General features: G+C 72.4%; 13 protein-coding genes. 12 read left to right on the forward strand and 1 reads right to left on the reverse strand.

Features of this window, described 5'->3' with window-relative positions:
- The first annotated feature begins 128 nt into the window (after window positions 1-128).
- Genes ACZ3ZD_RS22455 through ACZ3ZD_RS22510 form a run of 12 tightly spaced genes read left to right on the forward strand, consistent with a single transcriptional unit; the run spans window position 129 to window position 26465 of the window.
- Window positions 129-7655, forward strand: coding sequence for an amino acid adenylation domain-containing protein (locus ACZ3ZD_RS22455; RefSeq protein ID WP_467400050.1), 7527 nt, complete (start codon window positions 129-131; stop codon window positions 7653-7655).
- Window positions 7652-8743, forward strand: a complete 1092-nt coding sequence (locus ACZ3ZD_RS22460) for a saccharopine dehydrogenase NADP-binding domain-containing protein (RefSeq protein WP_467400051.1) — start codon at window positions 7652-7654, stop codon at window positions 8741-8743. The genes ACZ3ZD_RS22455 and ACZ3ZD_RS22460 overlap by 4 nt, the downstream gene beginning before the upstream one ends.
- On the forward strand, window positions 8740-10944 hold the full coding sequence (locus tag ACZ3ZD_RS22465; protein WP_467400052.1) for a Gfo/Idh/MocA family oxidoreductase: 2205 nt from the start codon (window positions 8740-8742) through the stop codon (window positions 10942-10944). Before ACZ3ZD_RS22460 ends, ACZ3ZD_RS22465 begins: the two co-directional genes overlap by 4 nt.
- 12 nt (window positions 10945-10956) lie before the next feature.
- Window positions 10957-11679 carry a VOC family protein gene (locus ACZ3ZD_RS22470; protein ID WP_467400054.1) on the forward strand — a complete coding sequence of 241 codons (723 nt, stop codon included), beginning with the start codon at window positions 10957-10959 and terminating at the stop codon, window positions 11677-11679.
- 3 nt (window positions 11680-11682) lie between these two features.
- Window positions 11683-13050 (forward strand): FAD-binding oxidoreductase, encoded by a 1368-nt coding sequence (locus tag ACZ3ZD_RS22475; protein WP_467400057.1) that lies wholly within the window; start codon window positions 11683-11685, stop codon window positions 13048-13050.
- Entirely contained in the window at window positions 13047-18428 is a 5382-nt protein-coding gene (locus ACZ3ZD_RS22480) for a non-ribosomal peptide synthetase (RefSeq protein WP_467400059.1), read from the forward strand. The genes ACZ3ZD_RS22475 and ACZ3ZD_RS22480 overlap by 4 nt, the downstream gene beginning before the upstream one ends.
- Before the next feature lie 13 nt (window positions 18429-18441).
- Window positions 18442-19725 carry a salicylate synthase gene (locus tag ACZ3ZD_RS22485; protein ID WP_467400061.1) on the forward strand — a complete coding sequence of 428 codons (1284 nt, stop codon included), beginning with the start codon at window positions 18442-18444 and terminating at the stop codon, window positions 19723-19725.
- 3 nt (window positions 19726-19728) lie between these two features.
- Complete coding sequence (locus ACZ3ZD_RS22490) at window positions 19729-21324, forward strand: (2,3-dihydroxybenzoyl)adenylate synthase (RefSeq protein WP_467400064.1); 1596 nt, start codon at window positions 19729-19731, stop codon at window positions 21322-21324.
- Window positions 21321-23105 carry an ABC transporter ATP-binding protein gene (locus ACZ3ZD_RS22495; RefSeq protein WP_467400067.1) on the forward strand — a complete coding sequence of 595 codons (1785 nt, stop codon included), beginning with the start codon at window positions 21321-21323 and terminating at the stop codon, window positions 23103-23105. Before ACZ3ZD_RS22490 ends, ACZ3ZD_RS22495 begins: the two co-directional genes overlap by 4 nt.
- On the forward strand, window positions 23102-24886 hold the full coding sequence (locus ACZ3ZD_RS22500) for an ABC transporter ATP-binding protein (RefSeq protein ID WP_467400070.1): 1785 nt from the start codon (window positions 23102-23104) through the stop codon (window positions 24884-24886). Before ACZ3ZD_RS22495 ends, ACZ3ZD_RS22500 begins: the two co-directional genes overlap by 4 nt.
- Entirely contained in the window at window positions 24883-25263 is a 381-nt protein-coding gene (locus tag ACZ3ZD_RS22505) for a hypothetical protein (RefSeq protein ID WP_467400073.1), read from the forward strand. The genes ACZ3ZD_RS22500 and ACZ3ZD_RS22505 overlap by 4 nt, the downstream gene beginning before the upstream one ends.
- 11 nt (window positions 25264-25274) lie before the next feature.
- Window positions 25275-26465 carry a GTP-binding protein gene (locus ACZ3ZD_RS22510; RefSeq protein ID WP_467400074.1) on the forward strand — a complete coding sequence of 397 codons (1191 nt, stop codon included), beginning with the start codon at window positions 25275-25277 and terminating at the stop codon, window positions 26463-26465.
- A gap of 23 nt (window positions 26466-26488) precedes the next feature.
- Here the strand turns inward: ACZ3ZD_RS22510 and ACZ3ZD_RS22515 are convergent, their stop codons facing one another.
- Window positions 26489-26851, reverse strand: a complete 363-nt coding sequence (locus ACZ3ZD_RS22515) for a hypothetical protein (protein WP_467400077.1) — start codon at window positions 26849-26851, stop codon at window positions 26489-26491.
- Window positions 26852-26881 lie beyond the last annotated feature (30 nt).

Genomic DNA, 26881 nt, shown 5'->3' on the forward strand with positions numbered 1-26881 from the left:
AAATGAAAATCGTTTCCATTAGGTTGGGCTCGTGGCCGGAACGGGCCGGGTCCTCGGCCGTGTCTTCACCGGTTCTCACCGGTCTCTCCACCGGTCTTCGACGGTGTCTTCAAGGGGGATGAATCCAGGTGACGCAGGAACGCGCCGACGCGGCGCTCGATCTGCCCGGAATCGTTGGCGAACTGCTCGGGCTACCCGTGACGGACATCGACGAAGACGCGCATCTCATCCAGCTCGGGCTGGACTCGCTGTCGATGATGAGGATCGCCGGGCGATGTCGCCGCGCCGGCCTCGGCATCGCCTTCGCCGACCTCATGACCGAGCCGACGCTCGCGGCCTGGCAGCGGCTGGTCGAAGAGCGGGGCGCGAGCGGTGAGGCGACCGTGACCCGGCATGTGGACGAGACCGAGCTCTTCGAGCTCGCCCTCATGCAGCACGCCTACTGGGTGGGCCGCGCCGAAGGGCAGCAACTCGGCGGCGTGGCCGCGCACTTCTACAACGAGTTCGACGGGTGGGACGTGGACCCGGCCCGCCTCGAAGCAGCCGTACGGGCCGTCATCGCGCGGCACGGCATGCTGCGCGTGAGCATCCTCGACGACGGCAGCCAGCGCATCCTCCCCGAGAGCCCCTGGCCCGGACTGCGCGTGCACGACCTGCGCGCCCTGGACGCGGCTGACGCGGAACACCGGCTGGACGAGCTGCGCCGGACCCTCTCGCACCGCCGGATGGACATCGCCACCGCCGAGGTCTTCGACGTCCAGCTGTCGCTGCTCGCGGACCGCCGCACGCGCCTGCACGTCAACCTCGACATGGTCGCCGCGGACGCGCTCAGCCTGCGCGTGCTGCTGGCCGACCTGGCCCGCGCCTACTCCGGCGCACCGCTGCCCGCCCTGGCCTACAGCTACCCGCGCTACCTCGCCGAGCGCCGAGCCGTCGCCGAGACGCCTACCCGCAAGGCCGCGCTGGAGGCCGATCGCGCGTACTGGCACGAGCGGCTGCCCGAGCTGCCTGCCGCGCCCCGACTTCCCGCGTCCACCGGTGGGACGGAAGCCGTCACCGTCGTACGGCGCCATCTGCACCTCGGCGCCGAGCAGACCCGGCGCTTCGAAGAAGCCGCCCGCCGCCACGGGCTCACGCCCGCCATGGCGCTCGCCGCCGTGTTCGCCGAGACACTGCAAGCCTTCAGTGCCGAACCGGACCTCCTGCTGAACCTGCCACTGTTCGACCGGGAGCCGCTGCACGACGACGTGGCCTCGCTCGTGGGCGACTTCACCTCATCGGTGCTGCTCGCCTGGCACGGAGCGGCACCCGGCACCTTCGCCGAACGCGCAGCCCGCCTGCAGAAGCGATTCCACGAGGACGCCGCGCACGCCGGCTACTCGGGTGTCGAGGTGCTGCGCGACGCCTCCCGGCTGCACGGCGACCGCGTCCTCGCCCCCGTCGTCTACACCAGCGCCCTCGGCCTGGGCGAGCTGTTCGCCGACGCCGTGCGGGAGAGCTTCGGCGAGGCGTCCTGGATCATCTCCCAGGGACCGCAGGTCTGGCTCGACGCCCAGGTCACCGAGGTCGGCGGCGGGCTGCTGGTCAACTGGGACGCGCGCGAGGACGCGTTCGCGCCCGGTGTCCTCGACACGATGTTCGCCGCCTACCAGGCTCTTCTGGAGCGGCTGCCGGACGATCCGGCGGCTTGGACCGCTCCCGTGCCGTCGATGCTGCCCGAAACCCAGCGGGCGGTGCGGACCGCCATCAACGCCACCGACTGGAACGCCGGCACGGCACGCCTGCACGACGGCTTCTTCGAGCAGGCCGCCGCCCACCCCGACGCACCCGCGCTGCTGTGGGGAGGGGACTGCTCACTGTCGTACGGCGAACTTGCGCAGCAGGCACTGACGCTGGCCGGGAGTCTGCACGCACGTGGCGTCCGGCCGGGGGATCTGGTCGCCGTCACGCTGCCCAAGGGGCCTGACCAGATCATGGCTGTGCTGGCCGTCCTGGCAGCCGGTGCCGCCTATCTGCCCCTGGGGATCGACCAGCCCGCGGTCCGCCGCGAGCGCATCCACGCATCGGCCGGGATACGTCTGGTCCTGGACGACATCGCCGTGCCGGAGGGGACCGAGCCCCTGACCGCGCCCGTGCCCGGGACCGCGGGCGACCTCGCATACGTCATCTACACCTCGGGCTCCACAGGAGAACCCAAGGGCGTCGAGGTCCCCCACGCGGCCGCCGTCAACACGATCGCAGACCTCAACCACCGCTTCGGCATGGGTGGTTCGGACCGCACCCTGGCCGTCTCCGCGCTCGACTTCGACCTGTCGGTGTACGACGTCTTCGGCACACTCGCCGTCGGCGGCGCCGTCGTGTGCGTCGAGGAGCCTGCTCGCAGGGACGCCACCGCCTGGGCCGGCCTGATGCGTGCGCACGGGGTGACCGTCGTCAACTGTGTGCCCGCCCTGCTGGACATGCTCGTCACCGCCGCCGGAGCCGACGGGCTGCCGTCCCTGCGGCTGGCGCTGCTGGGCGGCGACTGGGTTCCCCTGGACCTCCCGGGGCGGGTGCGCGCGGTGGCGCCCGACTGCCGGTTCGTGGCGCTGGGCGGTACGACCGAGACCGCGATCCACTCCACGGTGTGCGAGGTCGGCGAGGTCCCGGCCGACTGGGTGTCGGTGCCGTACGGGACGCCGCTGCGGGGCGTCAGGTGCCGGGTCGTCGACGCGCTCGGCCGGGACTGCCCGGACTGGGTGCCCGGCGAGCTGTGGATCGGCGGGACAGGGGTGGCGCGAGGCTACCGTGGGGACGCGGCGCGGACCGCCGACCGGTTCCTGGAGGCCGACGGGCTGCGCTGGTACCGCACCGGCGACCGCGCCCGCTACTGGCCCGACGGCACCTTGGAGTTCCTCGGCCGCACCGACCACCAGGTCAAGATACGCGGTCACCGGATCGAACTCGGCGAGATCCAGGCCGCATTGACCGCCGTGCCCGGTGTGGAGCGGGCACTGGCCATCGTCGGCGAGGACCGGCGGCTCGCCGCCGCCGTGACCGGCGTCGCCGAACCCGCACAGCTGCGTGCCTTCGCCGCAGAGCGGCTGCCGTCCGCGATGGTGCCCGAACGCGTGATCGTCCTCGACGAGTTGCCGCTCACTCCGAACGGGAAGATCGACCGCAAGGCCGTCGCCCGCCGCGTCGCGCAGTGCACCGAGGCCGCCGCCAGGCCCGTCACCCCACCGCGCGGCGCACGCGAACAGGACGTGGCACGGGCCTTTGCCGACCTGCTCGGCGCCGACGAGGTCGGACGGGAGGACGACTTCTTCGCCCTCGGAGGCGACTCCCTGCTCGCCACCCGCCTGATCGCCCGACTCCGCGCCGAGGGCTACGGCGAAGTGCGACTGACCGACCTGTTCGCCCACCCCGTGCTGGCCGACTTCGCGGCTCGCCTTCACCCCGACGGCACGCGACGCACCGCTCCGACGGTGACTGCCGATGCCGAACACCGCCACGAACCGTTCCCCCTCACCGACGTGCAGCGCGCCTACTGGCTCGGCCGCGGCGAGGACTTCACGCTCGGCGGCATCGGCTGTCACTTCTACCGCGAGTACGACGTCGAGGACCTGGACGTGGCCCGGCTGGAGTCGGCGCTCAACCGGCTGATCCAGCGGCACGAGATGCTGCGCGCGGTCGTCGACGGCAGCGGCGAACAGCGGATCCTGCCCGAGGTGCCGCGCCTCACCGTGGAGGTCACCGACGCGGGACCCGATCCGGACGCCGCCTTCGCGCAGCTGCGCAAGACCGCATCGCACCAGGTGTTCGACCCGGCCCAGTGGCCGCTGTTCGCCGTCCGCGGGGTTCGCGCCGGCCGCCGTACGCGGGTCGCCATCGGCATCGACAACATCGCGCTCGACGCGCTGAGCATCCTCATCTTCTACGCGGAGCTCGCCGCCCTGTACGCCGACCCGGACGCCGAACTCCCGTGCGCCGACGTGTCGTTCCGCGACTACATATGCTCCACCGCCCCGGATCCCGAGGCGGTCTCCGTCGCCCGCGCCTACTGGACCGACCTGCTGCCGCAGCTGCCGTCGGCGCCCGCGCTGCCTCTCGCAAAGGACCCGGCCGCCGTCGAGCGTCCTCGCTTCACGCGTCGCGAGGCCCGTGTCGCCCCCGAGCGGTGGCGGGTGCTGACCGAGCGGGCCCGGGTACACGGTCTCACCCCCTCCGGCGTTCTGCTGACCGCCTTCGCCGAGGTGCTCGGCCGGTGGAGCGCCCGACCCGACCTCACGCTGAACCTCACGCTGTTCGACCGCCGTGACGTCCACCCGCACATCGGCAACGTCCTCGGAGACTTCACCTCGCTGATGCTCGTCTCCTCGCGCCCGAGGCCGGGAGAGAGCTGGGCGGCGCGTGCCAGGCGGGTCCAGGAGGAGCTGTGGCGCTCCCTGGACCATCGGGAGGTCTCCGCCGTGTGGGTGCTGCGGGAACTCGCCCGCCGGAGCGGTGAGGCGGAGAGCACCATGCCCGTGGTCTTCACCAGCGCGCTCGGTGTCGGGGGCCGTGTCCCGCAGGCCCCGTTCGACCGGCAGGTCTGGGGGGTCTCGCAGACCCCGCAGGTGTGGCTCGACCACCAGGTCACCGACGACGGTGACGGCATCCGCCTCAACTGGGACGTCGTCGAGGAACTCTTCCCCGACGGCCTCGTCGACGCGATGTTCGAGGCGTACGTGAGGCTGGTCGACTGGCTGGCCACCGGGGACTGGAACACTCCGGCGCCCGACCTGCTGCCCGCTGCCCAGAACGCGACGCGCGCCGCCGTCAACGCCACCGGCCCCGATGTCCCCGGACTGCTGCACGCCGGCTTCTTCCGCCGCGCCGCCGACCAGCCTCAGCGCGTCGCGTTGCTGTGGGGCGACGGCGACCGCCTGACCTACGGTGAGCTTGCCGACCGTGCCCTTCGCCTGGCCACCGTCCTCGTGGAGCACGGCGTCCGGCGGGGCGAGACCGTCACCGTCACCCTGCCCAAGGGGCCCGACCAGATCGTGGCCGTGCTCGGCGTGCTCGCCGCCGGGGCGGCGTACGTTCCCGTCGGCGTCGACCAGCCGAGCCCCCGCCGCGAGCGCATCCATCGCCTCGCGGGCGTCCGCCTCGCCGTCACCGAGCCCGGTGCCCGGTCGGTGGACGGGGTCACGGCCGTACCGGTCGACGCGGCGCCCGCGATGGACGTGGCCGCCGCTCCCGTCGAGGTGCCGACCGACGCGCTCGCCTACGTCATCTTCACCTCCGGCTCCACCGGCGACCCCAAGGGCGTCGAGATCACCCACCAGGCGGCCGCCAACACGGTCACGGACATCAACGAGCGCTACCAGGTCACGGACTCCGACCGGGGCCTGGCGGTGTCCGCGCTGGACTTCGACCTCTCCGTGTACGACGTCTTCGGGCCGCTGTCGGCGGGCGGCGCGGTCGTCCTGATCGGCGAGGACGAACGGCGCGACGCCCGCCGCTGGCTCGACCTCGTCCGCCGCCGGCGGGTCACCGTGTGGAACACCGTTCCGGCCCTGCTGGACATGCTGCTCGCCACGGCCGAAAGCGGCGCCCAGCCCCTCGACACGCTGCGGCTCGCGCTTGTCTCCGGTGACTGGGTGGGCCTCGACCTGCCGGGACGGCTGGCCGAGCAGAGCCCGTGGTGCCGGTTCGTCGCCCTGGGCGGGGCGACCGAGGCCGCCATCTGGTCCAACGCCCACGAGGTCGACGAGGTCGACCCGGCCTGGACGTCGATCCCGTACGGGCGTCCACTGCGCGGACAGCGCTTCCGTGTCGTGGACGCGCACGGCCGGGACTGCCCCGACTGGGTACCGGGCGAGCTGTGGATCGGCGGGGCCGGGGTCGCCCTCGGCTACCGCGGCGCACCGGAGCTGACGCGACGCCAGTTCGTGACCGGAAGCGGGGAGCGCTGGTACCGGACCGGTGACCTGGGCCGGTACTGGCCCGACGGAACCCTGGAGTTCCTCGGGCGCTCCGACCACCAGGTGAAGATACGCGGCCACCGTATCGAGCTCGGTGAGATCGAGGCGGCGCTACGAGAGGCACCCGGCGTCGGCCGGGCCCTGGTCACCGTGGCGGGCGAGGGCGCGGCGCGGCGCCTGGCCGCCGCCGTCGTTCCGGCGTCCGATGCGGGATCGGTCGACCTTCGTGGCACTCAACCGACCACAACGGCGCGCGAGTTCCGTGATCGGGCCCGGCGTGCGGAGAGCGCGGTGGCGGAGTCCTTCCTGGCCCGGTTGCTCGGCCTGCGCGATGTGACCTCCGGGCTCACCGCAGAGGGGTGGGCGGCCCGTCTGGGGGCGACCGAGGTACACCTGCCGGTCCTCCGGCTCTGGCTGCGGTGGCTCACGGAACGCAAGGTGCTCGTAGAGGACGCGGGGGCGTACGCCCCCGGACCCGAGAGCCCCGCAGCGGCACCGCCTGCGTGCGCCGACGACGCCTACACCTCCTTGATCGGCCGAGCGCACCAGCGGCTCACCGAGCGGATCGGCGACTACCGGGCGATTCTCGCCGGACAACTGGATGCCTCCGTCCTGCTCGACGACGACATCCTCGCCCCCGCACGTCTCGCAGCGGCCGACCCGGGCAGTGAGGCTGCCGTGACGGAAGTGGCCCGGCGCACAGCGCGGTTGGCGGAATCGCTGGGACGCCCGGTGGAAGTCGCGGAACTCGGCGGCGGGGACGGGACGTGGGCCGCTCGGCTGCTGGGCCGGCTGGCTCCCGAGCAGGTGCGGTACACGCTGCTGGACGGCGACCCCATCCTCGTGGAGGCCGCACAGCAGCGGTTGGCCGGGCTTCCGCACGAGTCCGCCTGCCACCGCCTGCACGGCCTGCTCGTCCCCGACGAGCTGCGGCACCGGTTCGACATGGTCCTGGCCGACCAGGTGCTGCACCGCCACGCGGACCCCTCCCACGGCCCCGCCCTCGCCGCCCTGCTGACGCGGCGCGGCGGGGTGCTGCTGGCCGTGGAACGGGCCGAGCTCACGCCGGTCGCCCTGCTGACCGCTGCCCTGCTGGACAGCGGGTACGCAGGCTTCGACAGGGAACGGCGGATCGCGGGCACGCCGATGCTGCCCGCCGAGCGGTGGGCGGAACTGCTGGGCACCGCAGGCTTCCACGACGTCACACACGACGCGCTGGGCGACTCCTTCACCGAAATGCTGCAGGCGCACCGGCCCGACGACGCCGTCGACCTCGACCCTGCCGCGCTGCGCACCCACGCGGCACAGCGCCTGCCCGCGCACATGGTCCCCGAGCGGATCACCGTTCTGCCGTGGCTGCCGCTCGGCGCCAACGGCAAGGTCGACCGCGCCACGATCACCGCTCTCGTCACGACCGCCCAGGAGGGCGAGGACCCCGACGAGCCGCCGCAGGGGCAACTGGAACAGGCCCTGGCCGTGATGTGGACCGAACTGCTCGGCGTACCGGCGGTGGGGCGCCGGCAGAGCTTCTTCACCCTGGGCGGCGACAGCCTTCTCGCGACCCGCTTCCTCGCACACGTCGCCCGGCGCTACGGCGTACAGCTGCCGCTGCGGCGCCTGTTCGCCGGCCCGACGCTGGAACGGGTCGCGGAATCCCTGGCGGCAGGGCTGGCCCAGCCCGGCGAGACCGAGGAGGGCGCGCTGTGATCGGTGTTCTCGGCGGATACGGCGCCGTCGGCGGCCATGCGGCCCGCCTGCTCGCCCGGTGGGGAGCGGGACTCTTGCGCATCGGCGGACGTGACGACGTACGGGCGAAGCAGCTCGCCGCACAGCTTCCGCACGCGGAGCCGGTCGTGGTCGACACCGGTGACCCGGCCTCGCTCGCCGCCTTCGTACGGGGCTGCGACCTGGTGGTGAACTGCGCGGGCCCATCGCACCGCACTTCGCAGCAGGTCACGTTCGCGGCGCTGATGGCGGGCGCCCATCTCGTCGACGCAGGAGGCGGTGGGCGGCTGGATCACGTCCGCACGGCCGTCGGCGAGCGCACCGCCCTGTACGACGCCGGCGCGCTGCCGGGCCTGTCGGGACTGCTGCCCCGCCATCTGGCGGCGGAGCACTTCGACTCCGTGCACGGACTGACCGCGTACGCCGGTGTGCTGGACCGCTTCACCCCGACCGGGGCCGACGACTACCTGGACGGCGTCCTCGACGGCGCCAACGAGCCGCTGGCCGCCTGGCGCGACGGCGCCCGCCGCTCGGGCACACTCCACCGCCTGACCGATCACCGGCTGCCGTACTTCGTCCGCGAGGTGACGGCCTTCCCCTACCTGGACGCAGAGGCCGAGCGGCTCGCCCACGACCTGTCGCTCACGTACGGCGACTGGTACACGGCGGTGGACGGCGGACACCTGGCCGGTGCTCTCGCCGAAGCCCGTGCGGCGGACCGCGCCGAGGCAGTTGCGGCCCTGTGCCGGGCCACCGCCCTCGACACGGCGGGCCGCACCCCGTACGTGACGCTCCTCGTCCAGCTCGACGGCGTCCGCGCCGGACGGCCCACGACCCGTACGGCGGTCCTGCGCGCGCCGGGCATCGCCCGGCTCACCGGCGCCGTCACCGCCGTCGCGGCCCTGGCGGTCCTGCGTGGCGAGGTGCCGCACGGAACGCACTGGGCGGACACGGCCCTCGATCCGGTCACCGCCCTCGCCCGCCTGACGGACGAGCCGGGCCTGTGCGACCTCCATGTGCACGAGTCGGCGATCCATGAACTCACCACGGTTGAGGAAGGTGCCCTGTGAAGCGGCTTCGAACGGTCGTGTGCGGCACGACCTTCGGACAGTTCTACCTCGCCGCCCTGGCGATGCTGCCCGACGAGTTCGAGGTTGTCGGCGTTCTCGCGGCCGGCAGCGAGCGATCGGTCGAGTGTGCCGCCCGGCACGGCGTACCGCTGTACACGGACGTGGACCAACTGCCCGACGATGTGGACCTCGCCTGCGTCGTCGTCCGCTCCGGCGTGCTCGGCGGCACCGGCACCGACCTGGCGCTGCGGCTGCTGCGCCGCGGCATCCATGTGGTCCAGGAACAGCCCGTGCACCACGACGACCTTGCCGCCTGCCTGCGCGAGGCACGCAAGCACCGGGTGCGCTACCGGCTCGGCGACCTGTACGTGCGGCTGCCGGAGGTGCGGCGCTTCGTCCAGGCCGCCCGCACGGCGCGCGAACGGCAGCCCGTCGCCTACGTCGACGCCGCCTGCGCCTCGCAGGTCGCCTTCCCGCTGCTGCACCTGCTGGGCGAGGTGCTCGGCACGCTACGGCCCTGGCGGGTGACCGCTGCCGACGCGGACCCCGACGCGCCGTTCACCGTCCTGACCGGCACGATCGGCGGGGCACCCCTGACCCTGCGCGTGCACAACCAGGTCGACCCCGACGACCCCGACAACCACCTGCACCTGCTGCACCGCATCACCTTCGGCACCGCGGGCGGCAGCCTCACCCTCACCGACCCGCACGGCCCGGTGCTGTGGAGCCCGCGGCTGCACATCCCCGAAGCGGTCAAGAACCGCTTCGACTTCGACGCCCCCGGCACCGGACATCTCTCCGAACCCAGCACCTCCGTGCTGAGCAGTGGCGCCCCGGCCGCCTACCGGCACCTGCTGGAAGAGCAGTGGCCGGCCGCCATCGGCGAGGACCTGCGAGCCGCACGGGCGGCGATCCTCGGCGAGGCGCAGGCCGAACGGCCGGACCAGTACCACTTGACCGTGTGCCGGATGTGGCAGGACCTCACCAAGGAGCTGGGCTACCCGACTCTGCGACCGGGGCAGGCCCACCAGCCGCTCTCAGCGGATGAGTTGACCGGTGAAGTCTGCGTAGCCGGCCTGATCCGGCACGCCACCGCCCAGGCGGATCTCCACGTCGGCGCCGTGGACCGCCGTCTGGTGGACGACTTCGTACGACAGCTCGACGACGCGGTTCTCCTGTCGATGCTGGCCGCACTCCAGGAGGCCGGAGCCCTGCTCGACCCCCGATCGACCTACTCGGCCGAGGAGATCCTGGCCGACGCGCGGGTGGCGCCCCGCCACGACACGCTGATCCGGCGCTGGCTGCGGGTCCTCGCCGACCGCCAGGCGATCGCGCGTGACGGTGAGCGGCTCCGGGGCGCGGCGCGGGTGGACTCCAAGGCGGTGGACCAGGCGTGGGGTCTGGCTGCCCTCACCTGGCAACAGGCCCTTGGCACACGCGAGTTCGTCGCATACCTGCGGCGCAACGCCGAATGCCTGCTCCAGCTGATGAGAGACGAACAGCAGGCGGCCCTTCTGCTCTTTCCGGAAGGCCGGACCGACGTCGCGGACGCGGTGTACCGCGAGACCATCACCGCCCGCTACCTCAACACCGCCATCGCCGCCGCCGTACGCTCGCTGGCCACCGTACGCAACGCCACGCACCCGCTGCGGATCACCGAGGTCGGGGCGGGCACCGGCGCGACGACGGAAGCGATCACCACGGCCCTGACCGAGGACGGTCGCCGGAGGCCACCTGTGGACTACCTGTTCACCGACGTCTCCCACTTCTTCGTCACCGTCGCCAAGGAACGCCACGCCGACCGTCCCTGGATCCGGCACGGCCTGTACGACGTCGACAAGGATCCGGCCGGCCAGGGACTGGAGCCCGGCGCCGCAGACGTCGTCATCGCCGCCGGCGTCCTGAACAACGCCCGCGACACCGACGCGACGATGCGCTACCTGGCCGGGTTGCTGGCCCCGGGAGGCTGGCTGCTGGTCACCGAACCGACCCGCGAGCACCTGGAGATCCTCGCCTCGCAGGCGTTCATGATGACCGCCGCCGAGGACGCGCGGCGAGCCGACGACACCACGTTCCTCACCCGGGAGCAGTGGCTGGCGGCCCTGGAAGGAGCCGAGTTCCGGCAGATCGTCACCGCGCCGGACGAGGACCACCCGCTGGCGCCGCTGGGACAGCGGCTGTTCGCGGCCCGAATCAACTGAGTGCACCGTCCCATGGGGGAGTTGAAGATCGTGCTGCGTTGCAGCCATGTCCTGTGCAAGGTCGACGATGTCCGGTCGGTCGTACGGGACTACGAAGAGCTGGGTTTCACCGTCGAGTACGGCAGCGCTCCCGAGCGCGCCCACAACGCCCTGCTCTGGTTCGAGGAAGGACCGTTCATCGAGTTCTTCCAACTGCCGCCCGCCTTCCGCCTCGTGAAGTGGCCCATGGCGGCTGTGAACGGCAGGGCGGCAGGGGACCGGCTGGCCCGCTGGGCCCGCCCGGGCGAGGGCTGGCGGGACCTGGCCCTGGAGACCGACGACGTCGAACTGGTCCGTGTCCATGCGGCGCTGAGCGCCGGGGGAGTGCGGGTGTCGCGCGTGATGAAGGGCCGCCGTACCCGCCCGGACGGCGACCTGGTGCGCTACCAGTTCCTCGCCACGCGCCCGGTCCGGCTTCCGTTCGTGGTCTCCGCCTACGACCCGCCCCAACGCCCCGCCTCCGTGCACCACCCCAATGGGGCAAGGCGCATCGGCCGGGTCCGGATGGGCGTTGCCGAGCGCGACCGCGCCGCCTTCGACAGCCTCTACGCCCACGTCGATGCGGACACTCCGCTCGCCGTCGAGGCCGCCCCGGACACCGGTGTCGTCGCCGTCGAACTCGACGGTCTCACCGGCCCGTTGGATCCGGCCAGGCTCCACGGCGCGGTCCTGACCACGCCGGCCCGGACGGAGTAGCCCGTGAACACCCTTCCTGGATTCCGCGGCAGACTCCTCAGTCCTGGCGCCCCCGGCTACGACAGGGCCCGCCGCGTCCGCAACGCCCGCGCCGACCGGCGCCCCGCCCTGATCGCCCGCTGCACCGACGCCGACGACGTGATCGCCGTCCTCGCCCACGCCCGCAGCCACGGCCTGCCCGTCGCCGTCCGGGGCGGCGGGGCCCACGTGGCGGGCTGGGGCACCTGCGACGACGGCGTGGTCGTCGACCTCGGCGGCATGAAGCGGATCGACATCGACCCCCTCGCCCGTACCGCCGTCGCCGAGCCCGGACTGACCTGGGGCGAGTTCGACGCCGCCACGCAGGAGCACGGCCTCGCCGTGCCCGGCCCCCGCAACACCGACGTCGGCATCGCCGGTCACACCCTCGGCGGCGGCGTCGGCGACCTGTCCCGCCAGTACGGGCTCACCAGCGACAACGTCACCTTCTTCGACCTGGTCACCGCCGACGGGCGGCACGTGCGGGCCGATGCCGAGACCCACCCGGACCTGTTCTGGGCACTGCGCGGAGGCGGCGGCAACTTCGGCGTCGTCACCCGCTTCGGCTTCCGCCTGCACCCGGTGAACGGCGTCGTCGCAGGGGCTCTGGTCCACCGGGCGTCCCAGGCGCGCACCGCCCTGCGCACGGCCCGCGACTGGCTGGCCACGGCACCCGACACGGCATCGCTGATCGCCCTCGTCTGGACCGCGCCGCCGCTGCCGCTCATACCCGAGCACCTGCACTTCGAGCGGTGCGCGGTACTGATCCCCAGCTGGTTCGGGCCGTCCGACCGGGCGGACGAGGTGCTCGCCCCCCTGCGGCACGGCGCGGTCGCCGACGGCATCACTCACCTGCCGTACACCGCATACCAGCGACTGCTGCCCTCCCCGCCCGACGTCACCCGACAGCACGTGTACAACCGCGGCGAATTCCTCACCGACCTCACCGACGCCACCCTCGACCGCCTGCTCGGCCACTGGGAGGCGGCGGGCCCGAACTTCTCCGTGGTCCTCGGCGCCCTCGGCGGCGCCATCAGCCGCGCACCGGCCGGGCCCACCGCCTTCACGCACCGTGGCGCACGCTGGTTCGTGGAGCTGTGCGCCCAGTGGTACGGCGATGCGGACAGCCCCGAGCACCTTCAACCGGCGCGCAGCGCCTGGCAGTCGCTCCAGGACGTCACCGCAGGCCCCTACGTCAACCTCCTGCCCGACCCGGAGCCCCACTGGGTGCGCGCCGCCTACCCGGACGCCACGTACGCGCGTCTGGGCCGCGTGAAGAACACCTGGGACCCGGACAACCTCTTCCGCTTCAACGCCAACATCCCGCCCCTCACGGCCAAGGAGAACGCATGAACACCGCACCCACCCCGGCCGACCTGATAGCGGGCCTGCGCCAGGCGGGCATCCAGCTGTGGGAGGAGAACGGGACCCTTCGCTACCGCGCGCCCAAGGGCACTCTGAGCGCCGGGCAGCTCCAGTCGCTGAAGGACAGCAAGGCGGCCGTACTGGAGTGTCTGCGCGCCGAGGCCCGGCCCACCACGCTCACCCCCGACCCGGCGGCCCGGCACGACCCGTTCCCGCTGACCGACGTGCAGGCCGCCTACCTGCTGGGCCGCAACGAGGTCTTCGGGTACGGCGGCGTCGCCTGCCACGTGTACCTCGAGGTGAACTACCCCGGCCTGGACCCGGCCCGCACCGAGGACGCCTGGAACCGGCTCGTCGCCCGCCACGACATGCTGCGAGCCGTCATCGACCCGGCGGGCCACCAGCACGTCCTGCCGACCGCGCCCCGGCTGACCGTCCCCGTGGGCGAGACGGAAGAAGACCTCCTGCGGTCCCGCGAGGAGATGGGCCACCGCGTGTACGACACCACGCGCTGGCCCCTGTTCGACGTCCGCCTCACCCGTACGGCGGACCGTGCGGTGCTGCATCTCTCGATGGACTTCCTGATCGCGGACTGGGCGAGCATCTGGCTCCTGCTCGGCGAGTTCGAGACCCTGCACGCCGATCCCGACGCCGAACTCCCGTCGCTCGACGTCCAGTTCCGTGACTACCTGCTGGCCGAGCGCTCCCTGCGTGACTCTCCGGCCCATCAGCGTGACAAGGACTACTGGTGGTCCCGGCTGGACACCCTGCCGCCCGCCCCGGATCTTCCACTCGCCGAGACGAACCAGGAGCCTCGTTTCCGCCGCCGTTTCCTGAAGCTGGACACAGCCGCCTGGGAGCGCCTGAAGGACCGCGCCCAGCGTCGCGGTCTGACCCCTTCCTCGGTCGTGCTCGCCGCCTACGCCGCCGTGATCGGCCGCTGGAGCCGCAGCCCGCGCTTCTGCCTCAATCTCACCGTCCTCAACCGCCTGCCGCTGCACGAGCAGATCGACCGCGTCGTGGGCGACTTCACCACCGTGAACCTGCTCGCCGTCGAGCCGACGCCCGGAAGCTCCTTCGCGGAGCGGGCCGGCGCGCTGTCCGGACAGCTCTTCGACGACCTCGACCACCGGCTGTACTCCGGCGTGGAGGTGCTGCGCGAACTCGCCCGCCGCCGGGGCCGCGAAGCCGCCCTGATGCCGGTGGTGTTCACCAGCGCCATCGGTCTCGGCGACGACGGCACCGGCCGCCGCACCGAGGGCCGCCTGGACGGCTTCGGCATCACCCAGACCCCGCAGGTCTTCATCGACTGCCAGGCCATGGACGACACCGAAGGGCTGCAGGTCAACTGGGACATCCGTGACGGGGTGTTCCCCAAGGGCCTCGCGGACGACATGTTCGACGCCTTCGACACACTCATACGGGCCCTTGCCGACGGCGAAGACCTCTGGGACGCGCACGACGTGGTGCCCCTGCCGGCCTGGCAGACCGAGGAGCGCCGCCGCGCCAACGACACGGCGGCCGAACTCCCCGACACCCTCCTGCACCATGCCGTCCTCGACCAGGCAGCCCGCATCCCCGACCGGCCCGCCGTCATCGCTCCGCGCACGACCCTCAGCTACGGCGACCTCGCGGTCCGCGCCACCGCCGTTGCCGAGCGGCTGCGGGCCGCCGGCTGCACCGCGGGGGAACGCGTCGCCGTCGTCATGGACAAGGGCCCTGAGCAGATCGTCGCCGTCCTCGGCGCCCTCCTCGCGGATGCCGTGTACCTCCCCGTCGACACCACGCAGCCGCCCCTGCGCCGTGCCGCCATGCTCGCCGACGCCGGCGTACGGCATGTCCTGACGCAGTCCTGGGTGGACACCGACGGCCCGGCGATCGCCGTCGACACGCTCGCGCCCGCCTCCCGTATGGCCCAGCCTGCGCAGGACGGCGACCCGGACGCCCCCGCCTACGTCATCTACACCTCCGGCTCGACGGGGCGCCCCAAGGGCGTCGTCATCAGCCACCGGGCCGCCCTCAACACCATCGAGGACGTGAACCGCCGCTTCGGCGTCACCGCCGACGACCGCGTGCTGGGCCTGGCCGGCCTCGGCTTCGACCTGTCGGTGTACGACATCTTCGGCCCCCTGTCGGTCGGTGGCGCCCTCGTCCTGCCCGACCCCGAGCGCCGCACCGACCCCTCCCACTGGACCGAGTTGATCGCCGAGCACGGCGTGACCGTCTGGAACTCGGTACCGGCGCTGATGCAGATGCTCGCGACCTACCTGGAGACCGAGCCGGGCCGTGGGCTCCCCACCCTCCGCCTCGCTCTCCTCTCCGGCGACTGGATTCCCGTCACCCTGCCCGGCACCCTCACCGCCAGGCTGCCCGGCCTGGAGCTGATCGCGCTGGGTGGTGCGACCGAGGCGGCCATCTGGTCCAACTACCACCGCTGCGGGGAAAGTTACGACAGTCACCACAGCATCCCGTACGGCCTGCCGCTCGCCAACCAGGGCTTCCGTGTGCTGGACGCCGACCTGCGCGACTGCCCGGTGTGGGTCGCGGGGGAGCTGTACATCAGCGGCCACGGTCTCGCCCAGGGATACCTGGGCGACCCGGAGACCACGAAGCGCCGCTTCGTCACGCGCGACGGACAGCGCCTCTACCGCACCGGCGACCTGGGCCGCTACCTGCCCGGCGGCGAGATCGAGTTCCTCGGCCGCGAGGACACCCAGGTGAAGGTGCGCGGTCACCGCATCGAGCTGGGTGAGATCGAGGCGGCGCTGCTGGAGCACCCGGCCGTGGCCTCAGCGGCAGTCGTCGTGGACGGTACGGGCGCGGATCGCGCGCTCCTCGGCGCGGTCGTCCCAGCGCCGACGGATCCGGCGGTCCCCGGTGCCGTATCCCTGAAGCCAGCGGTGAGTGAGGCTGCCGACGCCGCGGTCCCCGGCCTGGACGGCGACCGGGTGGCCGCGCACGTCGACTCTTTCGACGCCGCCGTCCTGTCCTCGATGGCCTGCGCGCTCGGTGAGCTGGGCCTGTTCCCGGCGGAGGACGGCAAGCCGTCGCAGCAGGCCCTCACAGAGGCCGGCATCGCCCCGCGCCACCACTGGCTGGTACGCCGCTGGCTCGCAGTGCTCGACGACCACGGCATCAGCGAGGCCGACGCACCGACCACCGCCCGCCTGTGGCAGCGGGCCCAGCAGACCTGGAGCGACGAGGTCGCCTCCCGCGACTTCCTGACGTACGTCAGGAACCACGCCGACCGCCTGCCCGACCTGATGACCGGCCGCCAGGACCCCGTCGAACTCCTCTTCCCCGACGGAGACTTCGCCACCGCGCACGCCCTCTACCGCCGGAACGCCACAGCCCGCTACCTCAACCGTGCCGTCGCATCGGTTCTGGAGGAGGTGACCGCCGCCCACCCGCTGCGAGTCCTCGAAGTGGGCGCAGGCACCGGCGGCACCACCGAGGACGCCCTGGCCGCCCTGGTGGACCGGGACGGCACGTACCTCTTCACGGACGTGGCGGGCTTCTTCCTGCCCGAGGCCCGCCGCCGCTTCGGCGACCGCGAGCGCCCGCAGCTGCGCTTCGGCGTCTTCGACGTGGATGCCGACCACCGCGCCCAGGGCCTGGTCCCGAACGCGTACGACGTCGTACTGGCCGCCGGCGTGCTGGAGAACGCCCGCGACATTCGCGCCTCCCTGACCCGCCTCACCGAACTCGTCGCGCCGGGCGGCTGGTTGATCCTCACCGAACCCACGCGCGAGCACCCGTGGATCCTGGCCTCGCAGGCGTTCATGATGACCGAGCCCGCGGACGACCGTGCCCTCGGTGGCAGCTCCTACCTCGACCGCGACCAGTGGCTCGCGCTGCTGCGCGAGGCGGGCGCCGAGCAGGTGCTGTGCCTGCCGGACGACGGGCACGCACTGGCCCCGCAGCACGTCCACCTCTTCGCGGCTCGCCTCAAGACGGACCGGGCGCAGGTCACCGAGGACGACCTCACGGCGTTCCTGCGCGACCGGCTGCCCGCCCACATGGTCCCCTCGCACCTCCAGGTCGTCGACGCGCTCCCGCTGACCGGCAACGGCAAGGTCGACCGACGCGCGCTCGCCGGCTGGCGGCCCACAGCCACCGACACCGCACCCCGGCCCGCCGACGAGACACCGGCGGACGCGCTGGAGTCCCGGCTCACGGCCCTGTGGTCCGGGGCACTGCCCAGCGGACGTGTGGGCCGCACCGACAGCTTCTACGACCACGGCGCCGACTCTCTGATCATGGCGCGGATGGCCGGACGGCTGCGCGAGGAGGTCCCCGAGGCTTCCGGTATCCCCTTCGACACGCTGTTGCGGCAGCTCCTCAACCACCCGACCGTCGCTGACCTGGCTGCCTTCCTGCGCGACCGCGCGGACTCACCGGCCGACCCCACCATGCGCCGCGCCGCGACCGGCAGCAACGCGGCTTTGATGTCCTTCAGCAGCTCCGGCGACGGCCCGCTGCGGGTGATGTTCCACGCCGGGCTCGGCACCATGGACTGCTACCGACCGCTCGCCGCCCGCCTGGTCGAGCAGGACCTCGGCCCGGTCCTCGGCGTCGTCATCGACGACACCGAGCGCTACCTCGCCCAGGACCCGGCCACCGTCATCGAGCGTGCCGCCGACGACTACGCCGAGCGCCTGCTCACCGAGGGCCACGACCGGCTCCAGCTCATCGGCTACTGCCTGGGCGGCCTGTACGCCACCGAGGTCGCCCGCCGTCTTGAGGAGCGCGGGGTGACGGTGGAGGACCTGGTGCTCATCAGCAGCCACCCGGTCGTCGTGGACGTCGAGGACGACCTGATGATCGAGATCCTCTTCGTGCCCAACCTGCACATCTCCCTCGCCCAGACCGGGTTCGGCGACATCGACGCGGACACCGTCGTCCGCGGGTTCATGCAGGTCATCGAACGCAACGGCGGAAAGGTCCCGCTCGGCTCACTGGCCGAGGCCGATGGCCCCGCCGGGGAGTTCTTCCGGCGCTTGTCCTCGTGCACGAGGGAGGAGAGGTTCGCCGAGTACGCCCGCGCCGCCACGGAGGCCGGCGGGGAGACGGTACCGCCGGAGATGGTCGCCGGGATGTTCCGCGTCTTCCGGCAGAGCTTCCTGTCCGCCCGCTTCACCCCCGAGCCGTACGCCGGCGACATGCGCTTCCTGCTGCCGCGGGGCGCCTCCGGCTTCGCACCCGGCATGGACGACACCACCCTCGCCTTCTGGCGGGACGTGTGCATCGGCGACCTGCCCGTCACCGGGATCGAGGGCAACCACTTCAGCTGCATCGAAGAGCCGAACGTCGCCCATGTCGCCGACCTCGTCGCCGCCCCGCTGCGCGCGCCGCACCGCCGCTGACCAGGAGACCAGCATGCATCAGCACTATCAGCACACCCGTATCGAGGGCGCGTTCGCACCGTTGGCCGTCGTAGCTCAGCTCGCCGACTCCGGCCTGCTCACCGACCACGTCGTCTACGAGCAGGACCAGCGGTGGTACATCGCCGGTAACCCGCTCCACGAAGTACGCCTCGACGCAGGGAACATACGCGTCGGCCAGAGGACCTCCCCCTGGTCGGGAACGCCCTGGGAACCCCTGCACTGCGCCCTGCACGAGGCACCGGTGGCCGACTGGCACGCCTACGGCTGGCTGTCCTTCGAGCTGGCGAGCGGCGGCCGTACGGACCTGCCCCTGGCCCACCTCATGGTCCCCAGCACCGAGGTGACGGTGACCGAGACGGAACTGAGCGTCCGTACACTCGAACCGGACTTCCCGGACCGCCTCCGTACGCTGGTGGCCCGGGCCCCGAGGCCCGCATGCGCCCCGAAGCCGGTCGACGTCCACGATCCCCTGCGCACCTACCAGGGCCATGTCGCCCACGCCGTCACCGAGATCGGCCGCGGCAGGCTCGACAAGGTCATCCTCGCGCGCACCGTCCCCGTGCCCTTCCCCGTCGACATGACAGCCACGTACGTCGCGGGCCGAACGGCCAACAACCCCGCCCGCTCCTTCCTCCTCGACCTCGGCGGCATCCAAGCCGCCGGCTTCAGCCCGGAGACGGTCATCGAGGCACCGGGCGACGGCACCGCCACCACCCAGCCGCTGGCCGGAACCCGCGCGCTGACCGGTGACCCGGACACGGACGCCGCCCTGCGCGCGGACCTGCACCGCGACCCGAAGGAGGTGTACGAGCACGCCACTTCCGTGAAGTTGGCGGTGGAGGAGTTGTCGTCGGTGGGCGTGCCGGGTGCCACCCACGTGGCGGACTTCCTCAGCGTCAAGCCGCGCGGCAGCGTCCAGCACCTCGCCTCCCGCGTCACCACCGACCTGGCCGAGGGCCGCACCGCCTGGGACGCTCTCGGCGCGGTCTTCCCGCCGGTCACCGCCTCCGGCATCCCCAAGCCGGCCGCGTACCGTCTGATCCGCGAACTGGAGGACGAACCGCGCGGCCTGTACGCGGGCGCGGTCCTGCGGGCCGGAGCCGACGGTTCGCTGGACGCGGCACTCGTGCTGCGTGCCGTCTACCAGCAGGGCGGCCGCGCCTGGCTGCGCGCCGGCGCGGGCGTCGTCGGGGCGTCCCGGCCGGCCCGCGAGTACGAGGAGACCTGCGAGAAGCTCCGCAGCGTCGCCCCCTACGTGGTCCCGAAGGAGGGCTGAGCCGTGCTGGAGGGATTCACGCCCTGGCCGAAGGAGTTCGCCGACCGCTACCGGGAACGCGGCTACTGGCAGGGCCGCACCCTGGGCTCCCTGCTCCGGGACCGGGCCGAGGCCACACCGGACGCGGTCGCCGTCGTGGACGGGCAGCGCCGCTGGACGTACCGCGAACTCGACCTGCGTGCCGACCGGTTGGCAGCCGGGCTGCACGGGCTCGGGCTCACGCCGGGCGACCGAGTCCTCGTCCACCTGCCGAACACCGCCGAGTTCCTGGAGCTGTCCTTCGCTCTGTTCCGGCTCGGCGCGGTTCCCGTCATGGCGCTGCCCGCCCATCGCGAGGCCGAGATCGCCCACCTGCTCGCCCTCTCGGAGGCGGTGGCGTACGTCGTCCCCGACACCCACCTCGGCTTCGACCATCGCCGGCTCGCCCGCTCAGTAAGGGAGAAGGCGCCAAGTCTGCGACACGTCCTGGTGGCCGGGGACGCGGAGGAGTTCACCAACCTTCCGTCCATACGGGCCACGCCCCGACCGCTGCCGGAACCCGACCCCTCCGACGTAGCCGTGCTGCTTCTGTCCGGCGGCACCACAGGCGCACCCAAGCTGATCCCCCGCACCCACGACGACTACCTCTACAACGCCTCCGCCAGCGCCGAAGTGACCGGTCTGACCGCAGACTCCCGCTACCTCGCCGCGCTCCCCGTGGCCCACAACTTCCCGCTCGCCTGCCCGGGAATCCTGGGCACCCTCCACGCGGGCGGCACGGTGGTGATGTGTCCCACCCCGAGCCCGGACACCGCCTTCCCGCTGATCGCCCGCGAACGCGTCACCGTCACCGCGCTCGTCCCCTCGCTCGCCCTGCTGTGGCTGGAGGCGGCCGAGTGGGCGGAGGACGATCTGAGCAGCCTGCAACTCCTCCAGGTCGGCGGCTCCCGCCTCAAGGCCGAGACCGCCCGGCGTGTCGCCCCCGAACTGGGCTGCCGCCTCCAGCAGGTGTTCGGCATGGCCGAGGGGCTGCTCTGCTACACCCGCCTCGACGACCCGGAGCACCTGGTCATCGACTCCCAGGGCCGTCCCCTGTGCACGGACGACGAGATACGCGTCGTGGACCCCGGCGACCGTGACGTACCGCATGGCGAGGTCGGCGAGCTGCTGGTCCGCGGCCCGTACACCCTGCGCGGCTACTACCGGGCCGACGACCACAACGCCCGGGCGTTCACGGCGGACGGCTTCTACCGCAGCGGCGACCTGGTACGGCGCCTTCCCACCGGACACCTCGTCGTGGAAGGCCGCATCAAGGACGTCATCAACCGCGGCGGAGAGAAGTTCCCCGTCGAGGAGGTCGAGAATCACCTGCTCGCCCACCCGGCCGTCCACGACGCGGCCCTCATCGGCCTGCCCGACGAGCATCTGGGGGAGCGCTCCTGCGCCTGCCTGATCTTCCGCGGCACCCCGCCCACACGGACCGACGTCACCGCTCATCTCACGGCACGCGGCTTGGCCGCCTACAAACTCCCGGACGAGATAAGGGCGTTGAAGTCCTTTCCTCGCACAGCACTGGGCAAGGTCGACAAGGCGGCACTGGCCCGGCAGGTGAGCGCATGAGCGGCCTCAGCACAGTCATGCGCCTGACCACGGCCTCCGCTCGGGCACGGCGGCGCCTGCAACAGGCGGCGACGCTCGGCCTGTTGAGCGGAGTCCTCAACGTCGTGGGCCTTGTCTGCGTGGCCTACGCCGTCGGGGAACTTCTCGCCGACCACCCCTCCGGTGCCGTCGTCACCCGCTGGGCCCTCGGCGCGCTCGCCGGACTTGTGGGCGGCTTCGGCGCCCGCTGGCTCGCCGAACACCTCGCGCACGAGGCCAGTTACGAACTCGAGGTCGTACTGCGCCGCCGCCTCGCCGACAGCCTGGCGCGCATGCCGCTGGGCGAGGTGCAGCGGCTCGGCGCCGGACGCATCAAGAAGATCGTCCAGGACGACGTGAAGTCCCTGCACAACGTGGTCGCCGACGCACTGCCGTTCCTCGGCTCGGGCGTCGCCCAGCCGATCGCGGCCCTGCTGGCTCTGGGCGTCGTCCAGTGGCGGTTGCTGCTCGCCGTCCTGCTGATCGTTCCCGTCGCCTTCGTCTGCTTGTCGCTGTTGGCCCGCGACTACGGCACTCAGCGCGAGCGCTACAACAGTGCCAACGAGAACGTGAACGCCGCTGTCGTCGAGTTCGTCCAGGGCATGCCGGTCGTGCGCACCTTCGACGACGGGCGCGCGTCCTTCGGCCGGTTCGCCGCCGCCGTGGAGGAGTTCACGGACGCGGTCGCCGCCTGGATGGCCACCACGCGCTCCTCCGGTCTGCTGCACCGGCTGTTCATCGTGCCGCTGCCCACCCTGCTCATCGTCGCCGTCACCGGCGTCCCGATGCTCGAAGCCGGATGGATCTCCCTCACCGACCTCCTGCTCGCCCTGCTCATCGGGACCCTGCCCATCGAGGCCGTCTCACCCCTGATGCACCTGACGAACCACATCAACGACGCCAGGGCCGGTGCCGTCCGCGTACAGGATCTCCTGGACGCACCGCCCCTCCCCGAACCCGAAGAACCGCGTGAACCGGAAGGCGCGTCGATCGTCTTCGAGAACGTCACCTTCCACTACCCGGGCCGATCGAGCAGCCCCGCCCTGGACGGCATCGACCTGACGGTCCCCGAGGGCACGGTGTGCGCCCTGGTCGGCGCCTCGGGCTCCGGCAAGTCCACGCTGGCACGCCTGATCCCACGCTTCCACGACGTCGCCTCGGGCGCGGTGCGCGTCGGTGGCGTGGACGTCCGCGACATCGCGAGCGACGTCCTGCTGCGGCAGGTCGCGCTCGTCTTCCAGGAGCCGTTCCTCGTCACCGGCACGGTCGCCGAGAACATCCGGCTCGCCCGCCCGGACGCCACGGACGCCGAGGTCCGGGAAGCGGCCGAGGCCGCCGCCGCCCACGACTTCATCGTCCGCGACCTGCCCGACGGCTACGACACCCAGGTCGGCGAACGCGGCACCCGCCTCTCCGGCGGACAGCGCCAACGCATCACCGTCGCCCGCGCCATGATCTCCGACGCCCCGATCGTCATCCTCGACGAAGCCACCGCCTTCACCGACCCCGAGACCGAGGGCGTCATCCAGCAGGCAATCGCCCGCCTCACCCGGGGCCGCACCGTCCTCGTCATCGCCCACCGTCTGTCCACCATCACCGACGCGGACCAGATCGTCGTCCTCGACCACGGTCGCATCGTCGAACGCGGCGGCCACGCCGACCTCGTCGCCGCCGGCGGCCGCTACGCCCGTCTCTGGGCAAGCCACCAGCAGGCCGCCGCCTGGGGCATGACCGGCCACCGCACCCAGGAGGTCACCTCGTGAAGCGCATCCTGCGCCTGATGCTCACCGCGGCCGGCCCGTACGCCCCGCAGTTCCGCGCCACACTCCGCGTCTCCCTCGCGGCGACCGTCCTCCAGGCCGCCGCCTACGCCTGCTTCGTCCCGCTGCTCGCGGAGCTGACCCGCGACGATGTACGCACCGGCCGCGCCTGGGGCTGGGTGGCTCTGCTGGCCGCACTCGTGGCCGCGGAAGGTGCCCTGCGGATGCGGGAAATGACGTTCACGTACGACTACTGGCACCTGGTCACCGGCTCCACGCGCCTCCGCCTGGGCGCCGCCCTGCGCGCCATGCCCCAGCAGGAGCTGAACCGGCGCGCGGCAGGGGACCTGACCCAGGTCGTCGGCGGCAACGCCGCCACTGCCGCCACTGCCGTCTCCTCCCTGGCCGCCCTCTTCGTGCAACTGGTCACCGTGCCCGCCGTACTCGGCCTCGTCGTCCTGGTGCTGGACTGGCGCCTCGGCCTGGTCCTCCTCGCCGGCACGCGCGCGGCGCTGCCGCTCGTACGGCAGATCCAGCGCCGCTCCGGCTCCGGGTTCCGCGAGGTCGACGAGGCGGAAGCGGAGACGGCGGCGAGGATCGTGGAGTACGTCCAGGGGCTGCCTGTCCTCAAGGCCACCGGCCAGGCGGGCGCCGACTCACCACGCCTGCTGCCCGTCCTGACCCGCCAGCGGCACACCCAGGCCGCCACCAACCGCTCCGCCGCCCTGCCCGTGGCCGGTGCCCAGCTCATCGTGCAACTCGCACTCGTGGCGCTGGTGTCACTCGGCGCCGCCCTGGTCCTCGACGCCCGACTGACCCCCGCGACGCTCCTCGCGATCACGGTGGCCGCGGCCCGCTTCGCCGAACCCCTGAGCCTGGCCGCCGTCATGACCAAGCTCTTCGAACTGTCCGAGGCGGCCCTGGCCCGCATCGACGACGTCCTCTCGGTACGACCGCTGCCGGTCCCCGCGGGCGGACAACCGCCGACCTCCTACGACATCCGCTTCGAACACGTCGGCTTCACCTACGACGGCCAGAACGAACCCACCCTGAACGACGTCGACTTCACCGTCCCCGAACGCAGCCTGACGGCGCTGGTCGGCCCCTCCGGCTCGGGCAAGACGACAGTGACCCGGCTCATCGGCCGCTACGCCGACCCGCAGCGCGGCAAGGTCCGCATCGGCGGCGTAGACCTGAGCCGTCTCGACCCCGACGAGGTCCTCACACACATCGCCGTCGTCTTCCAGGACGTGTACCTCTTCGACGACACGATCCGCGCCAACATCGCCCTCGCCCGCCCGGACGCCGCCGACGCGGAGATCGAGGAGGCGGCACGCGCCGCCGGCATCCACGACTTCGTCGCGACACTGCCTGACGGCTACGCCACCCGCGTCGGCGAGATCGGCTCAGCCCTCTCCGGCGGCGAACGCCAGCGCATCTCCATCGCCCGGGCCTTCCTCAAGGACGCCCCGATCGTGCTGCTCGACGAGCCGACCGCCGCCCTCGACAGCACCTCGGAGACGGTGGTCCAGGAGGCCATCGACCGGCTGGTGGACGGCAAGACGGTGATCGTCGTGGCCCACCGCCTGTCCACCGTCGTCGGCGCCGACCAGATCCTCGTCGTCGAGGACGGCCGCATCACCCAGCGCGGCACCCACACCGACCTGCTCGCAGCCTCCGGCGGGCGCTACGCCCGCATGTGGGCGGCGCAGGCCGCGGCGCGCCACTGGCAGCTCCCGGTGACCGCGGCGGGTACCGGAGGAACGGAAGGAACGCACGCGTGAGCCCCACCGCACGTGACCCCAGGAGCACTCCCTTCACCCTGGTCGTCTGCACCTCCTGCCAGGACAGCGCCGACGAACACGTGATGGATGTGTTGCGCCGGGCCGTCCGCGCCTGCTCGCACGGCGTCATGGTCTCCACCGGATGCCTGGACCGGTTCCTGCACTGCCGTGCCGGCCGCGGACTGTACGCGGCCGTACAGCCGTGCGCAGCGGACCGGCGGCCCACCGGTGCGGTGGTGCGGCTCGGCCCGATCGCCAGCCGGACGGACGCGGAGACGGTCGCCGTGTGGCTGCGAGCGGGAATGCCGGCAGACGGCAGCCTTCCCGAACCTCTGCGTGCAGCTCCGGCGCCGCGGCAGGCCGCCCGCCTCAATTGACGGAAGTCCGCATGTCCAAGGTTCTGTTGAGCGTGGTCACCGGCAACACCCCCGGCATCCGCGGTGCCGTGGTCGACCAGGTGCTGCGTCTCTCCCCGGAGGCCACGGTGCTCGCGGTGTCGGTGGAGGGCCGGGAGGACGGGGGATACCCGGTCGTCCAGCGCTTCCTGTCCGGCACGGGCACGAGCGCGCGGGAATCCAGACCGCAAGGTGTGACGGGGGACCCGGTGGTGGTCCTGCGCCAGGACCTCCTGGCACTGCGGCGGGCGCCGGGCAAGGAGCGGACACATGTCGTACTGGCCCTCCCCGCCACCGTCGAAGTCATTCCCTTCCTGGCGGAGTTGTGGCGCGCGCGGGTTGCGAGCGGCCCTCTGACGGACTTCTACGACCCGGCTCCCGTCGTGGTCGGCACAGACCCGGCCACGTTCATGGCCGACCTCGGCTGCGTGCACCGGTCCGTACGTCTGTGGAACGGGCGCGACCTCGGCGAGCCGCTGACCACCGCCGAGGCCGCGGCCCGCCAGGTGGAATCGGCGGACGCGGTGGTGGTGCGGGCCACGTCGGCCGGAGACGGCCGCAAGGCGTCCGGCGTCGCCGCCCTCATCGGCCACCTGAACGGTGAGGCACTGGTTGTCACGTCACCGGGCGGAGACGCGCCGGCGCCGGCATCGCTCGCCGAGGCCCTGCCGTCCGGCACGGCCCACGCATGGCAGGCGCGACTGGAGCCGGTCCTCGCGCCGCGGTCGCCGCGGGTGAGCAGGCATGGCGTGGAGTCGGTGCTCTGGCGGGCCCGCCGTCCTCTGCATCCCGGGCGGCTGGCCGACGCGCTCGACGCCGTGATGGCCGGCGTGATGCGCGGTCGCGGTCACCTGTGGCTGTGCAGCAGCCCCGACGCCGTTGTGACCTGGCACTCGGCCGGCGCGTACCTGGAGCTGAGGGAGGCGGACCGCTGGCTGGAGGCGCACTACACGACTGCCTGGGAGGCCGCCTCGCCCCAGCGGCGGACGCTCGCCTCCTGGTTCTGGCACGACTACTACGGCGAGCGTCGCAATGAACTCCTCCTGACGGGCACAGACCTGGATGAGCGACGGATCCGCTCCGCGCTGGACGCGGCCCTGCTCACCGATGCCGAACTGGCGCTCGGCCGGGACGGCTGGAGGACCGTCCCGGACCCACTCCTCGGTGGCATCGATCCCCGGTGACCCGCGGTCACCGCTCGCAGGGCCTACCGGCTCAGTCTCGTAAGGCTGCCCGCGAGGCCGTACATCCGCGGCGGAAGGCTGCTGAGGGTGTGCGAGGCGAGCACCGTCAGTCCCGGCAGCCACTCGGCGAGTTCGGTCGGGCCAGTACAGGTCCACAGCATCCGGGCGGCCACCTTGCTCAGCGCGTCGTGCTGCTCCTGGGCGGAGACGATGCCGGGACCGGCGGTGTCCAGAGCCAGCAAGGAACCAGGGAAGCGGTCGACGAGCAGGTCGAGGACATGCCGTACGTCCGCCTCGTCCAGGAATGGCAGGACGGCTTCGGCGGCGACGAAGTACGGGCCGGCGGTTCGGGACGCGACCGTGTCGGCCCAGGCCGCGTCCGCCACCGAAGCGGCGATGGTAGTCCGGCGCGGAGT

The sequence above is a fragment of the Streptomyces sp. NPDC023481 genome, assembly GCF_055560195.1.